Consider the following 12723-nt stretch of genomic DNA (forward strand, 5'->3'; position numbering starts at 1 on the left):
TATAAATTCTTTTCATGAAAATCAATAAATAACTTGACTTTTCCTATGCTTTCTTTATAATTACAAATGCGGCTATATCTAGGATATAAGAGTCCTCGACCTATTTCTTGGACATAGCTAAGTCAAATAAAAGGAGGAATAAATAATGTTAACTAAAGAAGAAAAAACTGCTATTATGAAAGAATACGCAACTAAAGAAGGAGATACAGGTTCTCCAGAAGTACAAATCGCTGTATTAACTGCTGATATCAACAAATTAAATGAACACTTTAAAGTTCATAAAAAAGATTATCATTCAAACAGAGGTCTTTTAAAGAAAATCGGTAGAAGAAGAGATTTATTAAAATATTTAAAAAATAAAGATCTTGATAGATACACAGCATTAGTTGACAAATTAGGATTAAGAAGATAAGGATATTCGAAATGAATATCTTTTCTTTTTGTAAATAAAAATAACAGAAATATCATTTTCAATCATAAATTTTGTTAATCATGTAATCAAATGTTGAGCGTCTATGTTTTTTTGAAATCAATCATTATATAATAAGTTCGTCAAATGAAGGAGGACGACAATATGAGTAAGGAAGATATTATTCAAGAAGCAAAAGACGCTTATCAAAAGGTATTTAAAGATCAAGAAAAAAGAAATAATCAGGATAAAGAAAATGGAGTTATTTTCAATCAGGCTGAATTAAAAAAAGAAATTCAGGAAATGAAAGAAAAAGAAGAACAAAAACATAAAACTTTAGAAGCTTTACGCCATTGTATTCATGAAAAAGCTGAGGAATCTTATGAAAAGACATTTCATGAAAATGCAAATAAACATATTTCATCTCATCAGAAGATGGACACACAAGAAATGTATGGACAACTTCAAAGTGAAAAAGAACGTCTGACGAAAATGGTTAAAGAAATGAAGGATAAGGAATTATCAAAGCATAAATAGTGAAAAGATGACTTCGGTCATCTTTTTTTATGAATATCTGTGTAAAATATGATAAAGAAATGATTTGTTATTACTGTAAAATATGCTATAATGACAAAGATAATGAATGAGGTGAAAAATATAATATGTCAAAACATGTAATGAGTTTAGAGTTTTATGGGAAAACAATAACTGTTGAAACAGGTGAACTTGCTAAGCAGGCTAATGGTTCTGTTTTGGTAAGATATGATGATACAGTGATTTTATCTACTGCAGTGGCTGGAAAAGAGCCTAAAGACGTAGACTTTTTTCCGTTAACAGTAACATATGAAGAAAAATTATATTCAGTTGGGAAAATCCCAGGAGGATTTTTAAAGAGAGAAGGGCGTCCTAGTGAACATGGAACATTAACGGCACGTATGATTGATCGTCCTATTCGTCCATTATTTGCTGATGGATTTAGAAATGAAGTTCAAGTTGTGAATACTGTTTTATCAGTGGATCAGAATGCGTCACCAGAAATGGCAGCGATGCTTGGAGCATCACTAGCTTTATGTTTATCTGATATTCCATTCAATGGACCAATTGCAGGTGTGAATGTTGGTTTGATTGATGGACAGTTTACAATCAATGCTGGTCCTGAAGAGATGGAAAGAAGTTTAATTAATCTAGAAGTTGCTGGGACTAAAGAAGCCATTAACATGGTTGAAGCTGATGCTAAAGAAGTTGATGAAGAAACAATGTTAAATGCATTATTATTTGGTCATGAAGCTATTAAGCAGTTAATTGCTTTTGAAGAAGAAATTGTGGCTTTATATGGTAAGGAAAAAATTGAAATTCCTTTGTTTGAATTGGATGAAAATATTGTAAAAGAAGTAGAATCTTTAGCTAAAGAGAGAATGATTCAGGCAGTTTCTATTCCTGGTAAATTAGAAAGATATGGAGCTATTGATGAAATCAATGATGAAGTCGTCGCTTTATTTGAAGCTAGAGAATATGCTGATTCAAAAGAACAGGAAGCTGTTATTAAACAGGTTAAAATCGTTTTACATGATTTAGAAAAAGATGAAGTAAGAAGATTAATCACAGAAGATAAGATTCGACCTGATGGACGTAAAATTGATGAAGTTCGTCCATTGGATGCACAAGTTGATTTACTTCCTAGAGTACATGGTTCTGCTTTATTTACACGTGGTGAAACACAAGTGCTTTCTGTATGTACATTAGGTGCTTTAGGAGAACATCAAAAAATTGATGGTTTAGGTTTAGAAGATCAAAAACGTTTTATGCATCACTATAATTTCCCACCATACTCTGTTGGTGAAACAGGTAGAATGGGTGCGCCTGGTCGTCGTGAAATTGGACACGGTGCTTTAGGTGAAAGAGCCTTAGCTCAGGTTATTCCAAGCGAAGAAGAATTCCCATATACAATTCGTGTTGTTTCTGAAGTTTTAGAATCTAATGGTTCTTCATCACAAGCTTCTATTTGTGCATCATCTATGGCATTAATGGCTGCTGGTGTTCCAATTAGTAATCCGGTTAGTGGTGTTGCAATGGGACTTGTGAAAAAAGGCGATGATTATACAATCTTAACAGATATTCAGGGAATGGAAGATCATTTAGGAGATATGGATTTTAAAGTTGCTGGAACAAAAAATGGTATCTGTGCTTTACAGATGGATATCAAGATTGATGGAATCACAAAAGAAATCTTACAAGAAGCTTTAGCGCAAGCAAAAGTAGGACGTCAGCAGATTATGGAATGTATGATGAATGCTATTAGTGAACCAAGAGATCATTTGAGTCCATATGCACCAAAAGTCTATATGATGAAAATTGAACCAGATCAAATTAAAGATGTTATTGGAACTGGTGGTAAAACAATTAATGAAATTATTGAAAAATCTAATGATGTTAAAATTGATATTGAACAAGATGGTCGTGTAACAATTTATCATTATGATCAGCAAGCAATTGAAACTGCTGCCAAACTTATTGAAAATATTGTAAGAAGAGCAGAAGTTGGTGAAATTTATGATGGAAAAGTTGTTCGTGTTGAAGATAAATTTGCTTTTGTAGAATTATTTGAAGGAACAAATGGTTTCTTACATGTTGGAGATATTGCTCATGAACGTATCAATAAAGCTTCTGATGTTTTAAAAATAGGTGATATCATTAAAGTCAAAGTAACTAAGATTACTGATAAGGGTGTCAATGTTTCTCGTAAAGCATTGCTTCCTAAACCAATACATAAAGAAGAAAAGAAAGACCATGAGTAAAATTATTTTAGCAAGCACTTCTCCTAGGAGAAAAGAATTGCTTGAAAGAGAAGGCATTGACTTTAAAGTTGATGCTTCTTTTATTGATGAAACATTAGATGATTCATTACCTATTGAAAAACGTTTATGTGATTTAGCAATGCGTAAAGCATATCCTATTCATCAAAAATATCCTCACGATATTGTTATTGCTGCAGACACAGTGGTTTATTTTGATCATTGTGTCATTGGTAAACCACATGATCGTCAGGAAGCTTATGAAATATTGATGCGTCTATCTCATCATCGTCATGATGTTTATACAGGAGTTGCCATATATATGGGAAATGATTTAAAAACATTTTGTGAAAAAACACAAGTCTTCTTTAAAGATATAACTGCGATGATTGATGATTATTTAGATTCCAATGAATGGATGGGAAAAGCAGGCGCTTATGGAATTCAAGGGAAAGCTAGTGTATTTGTTGATTATATTGTTGGTGATCGTGATAATGTCATTGGTTTACCTATAACAAAAGTTAAAGAATGTTTAAAACAATGAAAACATCTTTAACTTCTTATTTTATACGAAATTTTGTAAACGGATTCATTTTTTGTTGTTTTCTGTGATGATTTTTATTATAATGAAGAATGGAAAATAAATGTGGAGGATAATGATATGGAAAAGAAAGTGAAAAGAATAGCATTACTTTCTGGTGGTGGTGACTGTCCAGGATTAAATGCAGTAATTAGAACAATTACAAAAACAGCTATTCATAAATATGGATGGGAAGTTATAGGTTATGTTTATGGATACCGTGGTTTATATAACAATAACTATATTGAATTAACAGAAGAAAAAGTTGAAAACATCTATAAGGAAGGTGGAACTATTTTATATAGTTCTAATAAAGATAATCTTTTTGACTATTTGGTAGATGATGGAAAAGGTGGAAAAGTTAAAAAAGATGTCAGTGATGTTGGTGTAGAAAACTTGAAAAAAGCTGGTGTTGATGTTCTTGTTGTTTTAGGTGGAGATGGAACGCTAACAAGTGCTAGAGATTTTTCAAGAAAAGGTGTTAATGTTATTGGAGTTCCTAAAACTATGGATAATGATTTATCTAGTACAGACCTTACATATGGTTTCATCAGTGCAATGAGTGTAGGAACTGAATTTATTGATCGTTTACAGACAACTGCTAAATCTCATCATCGTGTTATTTGCTGTGAATTAATGGGAAGAGATGCAGGATGGATTGCTTTATATGCAGGACTTGCTGGAAATGCTGGTGTTTGTTTAATTCCAGAAATTCCATTTACGATTGAAAATATTGCTAAACATATTGCTAAACGTGATGAACAGGGATTGCCTTATACTGTCATTGCAGTAGCTGAAGGAGCAAAATATGCTGATGGTACAAAAGTCATTGGTAAAATTGTAGAAGATTCACCTGATCCAGTACGTTATAGTGGTTTGGCTGCAAAAGTAGCGGATGATTTAGAAAAAGTGATTCCAAATCATGAAGTGCGTTCTGTTAATCCTGGACATATTATCCGTGGTGGAGATATTACTCCTTATGATCGTATTTTATCTATTCGTTTTGGAGTTAAAGCATGTGAATTGATTGATGAAGGACTATTTGGTAATGTTGTGACTCTTCATGGAGAAAATATGGATTATACATCATTAGAAGAAGTTATTGGTGATGCTAAATTCGGTAAACAAAAACGTGTCGATCCAAATGGTGAATTGGTTCGTGCTGCTAAAGCTGTTGGTGTTTGCTTTGGTGATGAATAACATAAGGGCTGTTATACATGTTTGTGTATAACAGTTTTTTGTAGAATGATAAAATATGTAAAAATAATTTGCTTAAATATTTAAATTTTGATAGAATATCTCGTACAAGTCAAAAGGAGGGATAAAATTGATTGAAGAGTTGATTGAAAATGGTGAATATCTTCAAGCTTTAAATCAGCTTCATGATATGAATGATGAAAAAACAAGATATTTAAGACTTGTTTGTTTCATTGGGTTAGGCGAATTTGAAAAAGCAAAATATGAAGGCGCTCATGCAAAGGCTTTGGCCAAAGAAACATATTATGATGTTATATCTATGTACATCATGGCATTAAAAGAATTGGGTGACTATGAAGAAGCAATAGATTTATTAATTGAAGAATTGTCTATGCCTTATATACCTTATCAATATGAAACTTTGTTTAATACGGCTTATGACGAAATTTTACTTGAAAAGCAGGAAGCCCGATATGAAGTTGAAAATAAAAATCAAATTTTTTCAATAGAAGAAATTAATCAATTGTTAAACAAAAAAGATTGTAATGAAGATTTGTTGTATATGGCACTTGATCAATTACAGCAATTGAATGTTCGTATGATTATTCCTACAATTAAAACTTATTTGATGGATCCAAACAAACATTTTTTTGCAAAGACTTTATTGATGGAAATTATGATCGATCAGCAGGTTGATGAAGAAATGGAAGTTGAGAAGTTTGGTCAGATTTATAGTTTTAATCCAAGCTATATGCCAATGGTATTAGATCAGCTTGCTTATACAGGTATTTTAAAGTATCTTGAAAATGCATTAGAAAGTGATAATCCTTCACTTTTTGAACAGTGTCAGGAATATTTGGAATATTTACTGTATTCTTTCTATCCACAGGAAATTGATGAAATGGATTATAATGTCTGGGCAGCCTCAATTCATTATTATGTGGCAACATTACTCTCTATAGATGTTGACTTGTCAGAATTAGAAATTTTATATTATTGTGATTTAGAAGCAATTGAAGAACAAATTTTAGCACTCAAACAAGTTGAGTGTTAAAATAGTTGCATTATGTGATTGTTTCATGTATAATAAGCGTGTTGAAATAATGGAGGAAGTATAAATGGAAACAGTTTGTAATAAACTTGAAAAATCTATGATGGAAGTTAAAGTGACTTTCACAACTGAAGAATGGAAAAAAGCTCAAGAAAAAGCATTAGACAAATTAGCAAAACAAGTTAAGATTGATGGTTTTAGAAAAGGTCATGTACCTAAACAAATGGTCAAAGCAAGACTTGGAAAAGGAACTATTTTAGAAGAAGCAACTGATATGATTTTACAACAAAATTATTCAGGTATTTTATTGGATAATGATATTCGTCCAGTAGGGCAACCTGAAGTGAAAATTGATGAAATTTCAGAAGATGTTCTTAAATTAACTGTAACTGCACCAGTTGCTCCAGAAGTACAATTAGGTCAGTACAAAGGTTTAGAAGTGAAAAAGACACAAGTTAAAGTTACAAAGAAAGAAATTGAAGCTGAATTAAAGAATTATCAAAATCAATTTGCTGAATTAGTTATAAAAGAAGATGGTCAAGTTGAAAACGGTGATACAGCTGTTATTGACTTTGAAGGATTTAAAGATGGTGTTGCTTTCGAAGGTGGAAAAGGTGAAAACCATCCATTAGAAATTGGTTCAGGATCATTCATTCCTGGTTTTGAAGAACAATTAATTGGTATGAGTGTTGGTGAAGAAAAAGAAATTGAAGTCACTTTCCCAGAAAATTATCAGGCTGCTGATTTAGCTGGACAAAAAGCAACTTTCAAAGTTAAAGTTCATGAAATTAAATCAAAAGTTTTACCTGAAATTGATGATGAATTAGCAAAAGATGTTAATGTTGATGGTATTGAAACTTTAGCTGATTTAGAAACTTATACAAAAGAACAAATCAAAAACAGAAAACAAAATGAAGCTGAAGCAAAATTCAGTGATGATATTTTCAATGCTGTTATTGAAAATACACCACTTGAAGTTCCTGATGCAATGATTGAAACAGAACTTCAACAAATGTTAAGAGAAGTTGAACAAAATTTATCTCAACAAGGTTTAACAATGGATTTATTCCAACAATTAACTGGTAAAACACTTGATGATATGAAAGCTGAAATGAGAGAACAAGCTGAAAAACGTGTGAAATTTAATTTGATTTTATCTGAAATTGTTAAAGTTGAAAATATCGAAGTGAGCGATGATGAAGTTGATGACGAAATCAAAGAAATTGCAACTTACTATGGAAGAGAATTCGACGAAGTGAAAAAACTCTTTGAAGGACAGTTAGGACAAATTAGAAATGATTTAGCTACTCGTAAAGCTGTTCAATTGATTAAAGATAATGTAAAATAAGACGCTTCAAGCGTCTTGTTTTATTAAAACAAATGAATAGACAAGTGACTCATTATTATATATAATAATGAAAATACAAAGGAGGTCATGAATTATGGATGAATTAGATATTGTCGTTGATTTACCTGTCATTTGTACTAGAGGGATGGTTGTTTTTCCCTCTCATGAAATTTCTTTAGATGTAGGAAGAAGCTTTAGCCTTAAAGCAATTGAATTAAGTGTGAATGAATTTGATGAAAACGTTGTTTTTATTTCTCAAACAAATCCACTTGATGAAAATACAGATTTTGATCATGTTTATCATTATGGAACATTATGCAAAATTAAAAGAAGAATCAAAAGAGATAATCATGGAACAATCAAATTGACTGTTGAAGGTCAAAAAAGAATAGAAATTTTAAATCTTGAAGAAAGAGATGGTTGTCTTTTTGCAAAAACAAAATATCTTGAAGATATTCATGGTGACCGTGCTGAAGAAATTGCCTTAGTTAGAAAATTAACAGATCAGATGCAAACAATGCATAAAAATCTTCAGGTTTTCCCTCGTGAAGTTTTTGCAAGTTTGTCACAGGGCATGAGTGCGAGTGCATTAGCTGATACAATAGGACAATATATTAATGTCGAATTAAAAACAAAACAAGCTATTTTAGCTGAATGTGATATTAATAAACGTTTATTATTAGTTCTTGCAAGCATGGAAGAAGAAAAGACAATTAATGAAATAGAAGAAAAAATTAATCTTAAAGTCAAAGAAAGTATTGATGAAAATCAAAGAGAATATTATTTAAGAGAAAAATTACGTGCAATTAAAGAAGAACTTGGTGATACACCTAGTAAAGAAGATGATACAGATTATATTCGTGAAGAAATTCAATCAAAACCTTATCCTCAACATATCAAAGATAAGATTGAAGAAGAATTAAAACGATATGATATGATGCCACCTGCTTCTTCTGAAGCCAATGTTGTGAGAACTTATATTGATTGGGTTATGAAAACACCTTGGTATCAAGAAACTGAAGATACACAAGATATCAATGAAGTAGAAAGAATTCTTGATGAAGATCATTTTGGATTAGAAAAACCAAAAGAAAGAATTGTGGAACACTTAGCTGTTAAACAAATGACTCAGTCTTTAAATGCTCCAATTATTTGTTTGGTTGGTCCTCCAGGAGTAGGTAAAACTTCTATTTCTAAATCAATTGCAAGAGCATTAGGTAGAAAATTTGTAAAAGCTTCATTAGGTGGAGTAAGAGATGAAGCTGAAATTAGAGGACATCGTAGAACTTATTTAGGTTCTATGCCAGGAAGAATTATTCAAGGAATGAAAAAAGCAGGTGTTGTGAACCCGGTTTTCTTATTAGATGAAATTGATAAAATGTCTAGTGATTATAAAGGGGATCCAACAAGTGCAATGCTTGAAGTTCTTGATCCAGAACAAAACCAATTCTTCTCTGATAATTATTTAGAAGAACCTTATGATTTATCAAAAGTTTTATTCATCGCAACTGCAAATGATCTTGGAAGTATTCCTGATCCATTAAGAGATAGACTTGAAATCATTGAGATATCTTCATATACAGAACAAGAAAAATTAGAAATTGCTAAAAGACATTTATTGAAAAAAGAATGTAAAGTCCATGGATTAAAAGATGAACAGCTTCATATATCAGATGATGCATTAATGTATGTGATTCGTCATTATACACGTGAAGCAGGAGTTAGACAATTAGAACGTTTAATTGCTAAAATTTGTCGAAAAGCTGTTTTGAAAATTTTAAAAGATCAGTCTTTAATGCTTACATTAAATGTTGAAGATTTAGAAGAATATCTTGGTAAAGCACCATTTGAACATACTAAAAAATTAGATAAGCCACAAGTAGGTGTTGTTACTGGAATGGCATATACGCAATATGGTGGAGATATTTTACCAATTGAAGTTAATCATTTTGCTGGTAGTGGTAAATTTATTATTACTGGACAGCTTGGTGATGTTATGAAAGAATCTGCTTCTATTGCATTAGATTACATGAAAGCAAATTCTCAAAAATATGGATTAGAAAACATTGCTTTTGATAAGCAAGATATTCATATCCATGTTCCAGAGGGAGCAGTGAAAAAAGATGGACCAAGTGCTGGTGTGACTTTAACAACAGCAATCTTATCTGCCTTTAGCAATCGTCCTGTTCGTGATGACGTTGCTATGACAGGTGAAATTACATTAAGAGGACAAGTATTACCAATTGGTGGACTTAAAGAAAAATCAATTTCTGCACATCGTAGTGGTATTCGTACAATCATTATTCCTAAAGATAATGAAAAGGATATTGATGATATTCCTGAATCAGTTCAAAATGATTTGAATATTATATTAGCAGATAATATTGATACTGTTTTAGAAAATGCTTTAGTGAAACAATAAAGCTGCTGATTGAATCAGTAGCTTTTTTTGAAAGGAGAAAGATATGTATAAGGTAAACAAAGCACAGTTTTTGCTCTGTGCAGCATGGAAATCACAATGGCCAGATCATCAATTACCAGAAGTTTGTTTAGCCGGACGCAGTAATGTCGGTAAATCAAGCTTAATTAATACATTGACGAATCATCAAAAATTAGCAAAAGTTTCTTCAACACCAGGTAAAACACGTACTTTAAATTTCTTTAATATTAATGATGAAATCTGTTTGGTAGATGTTCCTGGTTATGGCTATGCGAAAGTCAGTGATGCTATAAAAGAAAGCTTTGCAGATATGATTGATACATATTTAAGAGAACGCGATTTGTTAAAAGGCTTAATTTTAATTGTGGATTATCGACATAAACCGACTCATGATGATGTTCAAATGTATCAGTATGCTAAGTATTATCAGATTCCTGTTATTGTTGTGGCAACAAAAGAAGATAAATTAAAACGAAATGATTTAAAGAAAAATGAAAAACGTATTAAAGAAACTTTGGATTTTCAAGAAGGGGATCTGTTTGTTCGTTTTTCAAGTCTAAATAAAGTTGGAATTGACGAATTATGGCAAGCTATTTTTCAATTATGCGAACTTTAAAAATAGTGATTAAAAATTATTGTTTCAAAATTAAATAGTGAATGAGTCAAGAAATAAACTTTACACAATAATACCTATTTTTTCATATGCTATAACAAATAATCTCGCTCTTAACAAATCTTTTCATTTTTTGTATAATAGATATAGGGAGGGGGAAGAAAAAATGATACGTATTATGTTATGCTGTGCTTCTGGTATGTCTACAAGTTTACTTGTTGAAAAGATGAAGAAATCAGCTTTAGAACAAGGTATAGAGGCAGAAATTTGGGCTGTTGGTGCTAATGAGGTGAAAGCTAATGCCAATCGAACAGATATTATTTTATTAGGACCTCAAGTACGTTATGCTCAACGTAAAATTGAATCTGAAGCACCTGGGGTTCCAGTTGCTCATATAGATATGAAAGATTATGGAATGATGAATGGTCAATCTGTTTTAAAACAGGCATTAGCCATACTTGAAAAGAATCAATAATGAAGTAGAGACAAAAGCTCTACTTTTTTTATTGTCAAAGTTTCTCTTATTCATATTCTTCAATCTTATGCATACAGTTTGATAGGAGGGATTGTATGCAAAAGATATATTTTAAAAAAATGGTTGATTTGAATCATCAACTTCATGAATTAATTTCAATATCTGTTGATGAATCTATTCGTTATAAGATGGAAACAGATGGAATGCGTGCGGTTGGTAGTATTATGATTAATGGTGAATATAAAGATACACAGGAAAAACATCAATTTCATGAAACAATAGATTTAGATATTTTCGCATTATTTGAAAAGATTACAGATAAAAGAGATTTTCATGTGAAAGTAGAAGATTTTGATTATCATCTTGTTGATGGTAATTTGTCATTGGTTATACAGGCTTACGTATATGGGGTATTGGATGATGAAGATCGTGTTGTTGATACAGTGACGAGAAATGAAGAAGTGGATCCTGCAGAAGAGATTGAAAAGCTTTTACGTGAAGAAGAAAAAATTGTGGATGCTATTCCTGAAACAAAGGAAGTGACAATTCAACAGACAAGGCCATTGGAAGATAAACAAGTTGATATGCCTGTTCAAGAAAGTGAAGATGTCAATAATGATGAAGATTTAGGCACATATTATTTCTATGTTGTTCAAGATGGTGATAGCTATGAAACTATTGCCAGACATTATAAAGTAGATGAATATGCTCTTAAGCAGTACAATCATGAGCGTTCTTTAACCCAGGGAACAATCGTTATTATTCCATATATGATATGAAGGAAATTATTTTAAAAAACTATGGACTTCATGTTATTGGTGAAATTAAGTTAAGTTCACATGTTTTTAAATTAAAATGTGAAGAAGGATACTATGTTGCAAAAATCACATCACAGAAATCATTACAGAATATGTATGATTCTATTGAAACATTGAATTTATCTTGTTTTGTTCATATCATACCGAATGATCATCATGAATATCTGACTTCTTATCAGCAACAATATCTTTATCTTATGCCGTTTATTGAAAGTGGTTCACAACATCTCAAGGAAATGAAAATTCAATTCTATTTTGAAACACTAGCTTATCTCCATGGTCATAGTTTTTATGATATGAAAGTTAATCAGCAATATTTTCATACACTTGAAAATGATGTTTTAAAAGTGATTCAGGAACGTATGGCTTATTATGAACAGATGATTACAAATTATGAAAATGAGCTTTACCGTTCACCTAGTCAATGGCTGCTTGTTATGAATTATTATCGTATCTATGATGCGCTATGTTTAGCACGTCAATATTTATCACAGTATATGAATTGTGTTCAAAATTGTCGATCTATTCGTATTTGTATCACATATAAAAATTTTGATTATCAACATATTTCACTGAAATCTAAATGTTTAATATCACTTGATTATCTGGAAATGGATTTACCCATTTATGATATATTTGATATGTATCAAAAAATACCAGATATTCTTTTTGATTTGGATTGTTTGAGTCAATCCTATTTGAAAAAGTTTGAATTAAGAGAAGAAGAAAAATTATTACTTTGCTGTTTAATGAATATTGTGCCTATTATTCAATTAGAACATGACGAAATTGATAACATTATTAAGCTTTCACGCTTATTATATTATTTAGATTCAATTCATGATTTTATTACACAGTTATAATTGACTTTGATAGTCAGGTTTGTTAGAATATAATAGACGTTGAAGAGGAGGAGTACATTTTGTATTCTTAAAGAGAATCTCTGGTTGGTGTGAAGAGATAGAAGAAGAAATGGAAGGTAGCCTTGGAGTTTGTTTTC

12 protein-coding genes and 1 other annotated feature (1 of these 13 cut by a window edge) are annotated in these 12723 nt (G+C 31.0%); all 12 genes read left to right on the forward strand.

Annotated features, from left to right (window positions below):
* Positions 1–145 precede the first annotated feature (145 nt).
* The 12 genes from rpsO (at position 146) to E0K96_RS00445 (ending at position 12586) form a co-directional block, all read left to right on the forward strand.
* Positions 146–412 carry a 30S ribosomal protein S15 gene (rpsO, locus tag E0K96_RS00390; protein WP_087245886.1) on the forward strand — a complete coding sequence of 89 codons (267 nt, stop codon included), beginning with the start codon at positions 146–148 and terminating at the stop codon, positions 410–412.
* Positions 413–574: 162 nt separating this feature from the next.
* On the forward strand, positions 575–946 hold the full coding sequence (locus E0K96_RS00395) for a hypothetical protein (protein WP_168080347.1): 372 nt from the start codon (positions 575–577) through the stop codon (positions 944–946).
* Positions 947–1071: 125 nt separating this feature from the next.
* Entirely contained in the window at positions 1072–3204 is a 2133-nt protein-coding gene (gene pnp, locus E0K96_RS00400; RefSeq protein WP_168080349.1) for a polyribonucleotide nucleotidyltransferase, read from the forward strand.
* Entirely contained in the window at positions 3197–3745 is a 549-nt protein-coding gene (locus E0K96_RS00405; RefSeq protein ID WP_087244090.1) for a Maf family protein, read from the forward strand. The genes pnp and E0K96_RS00405 overlap by 8 nt, the downstream gene beginning before the upstream one ends.
* A 117-nt stretch (positions 3746–3862) precedes the next feature.
* On the forward strand, positions 3863–4981 hold the full coding sequence (locus E0K96_RS00410; protein WP_087244089.1) for a 6-phosphofructokinase: 1119 nt from the start codon (positions 3863–3865) through the stop codon (positions 4979–4981).
* 127 nt (positions 4982–5108) lie between these two features.
* Positions 5109–6032, forward strand: a complete 924-nt coding sequence (locus tag E0K96_RS00415) for a DUF3196 family protein (protein ID WP_168080351.1) — start codon at positions 5109–5111, stop codon at positions 6030–6032.
* A gap of 64 nt (positions 6033–6096) precedes the next feature.
* Positions 6097–7377: a trigger factor gene (tig, locus tag E0K96_RS00420; RefSeq protein WP_168080353.1), complete on the forward strand. Its 1281-nt coding sequence runs from the start codon at positions 6097–6099 to the stop codon at positions 7375–7377.
* 94 nt (positions 7378–7471) lie between these two features.
* Entirely contained in the window at positions 7472–9799 is a 2328-nt protein-coding gene (gene lon / locus E0K96_RS00425; RefSeq protein ID WP_087304214.1) for an endopeptidase La, read from the forward strand.
* 43 nt (positions 9800–9842) lie between these two features.
* The gene (gene yihA, locus E0K96_RS00430) at positions 9843–10433 is read left to right on the forward strand and encodes a ribosome biogenesis GTP-binding protein YihA/YsxC (protein ID WP_087936766.1); all 591 of its coding nucleotides are present in this window, start codon (positions 9843–9845) and stop codon (positions 10431–10433) included.
* Positions 10434–10596: 163 nt separating this feature from the next.
* Positions 10597–10905, forward strand: a complete 309-nt coding sequence (locus E0K96_RS00435) for a PTS sugar transporter subunit IIB (RefSeq protein ID WP_168080355.1) — start codon at positions 10597–10599, stop codon at positions 10903–10905.
* 95 nt (positions 10906–11000) lie between these two features.
* Entirely contained in the window at positions 11001–11684 is a 684-nt protein-coding gene (locus tag E0K96_RS00440) for a LysM peptidoglycan-binding domain-containing protein (RefSeq protein ID WP_168080357.1), read from the forward strand.
* The gene (locus E0K96_RS00445; protein ID WP_087244082.1) at positions 11681–12586 is read left to right on the forward strand and encodes a hypothetical protein; all 906 of its coding nucleotides are present in this window, start codon (positions 11681–11683) and stop codon (positions 12584–12586) included. Before E0K96_RS00440 ends, E0K96_RS00445 begins: the two co-directional genes overlap by 4 nt.
* A 30-nt stretch (positions 12587–12616) precedes the next feature.
* Positions 12617–12723 (forward strand) — a binding site (T-box leader); it runs 100 nt beyond the window's last position.

This window comes from Massilimicrobiota sp. SW1139, from assembly GCF_012027715.1.
Lineage (GTDB): Bacteria > Bacillota_I > Bacilli_A > Erysipelotrichales > Coprobacillaceae > Allocoprobacillus > Allocoprobacillus merdigallinarum.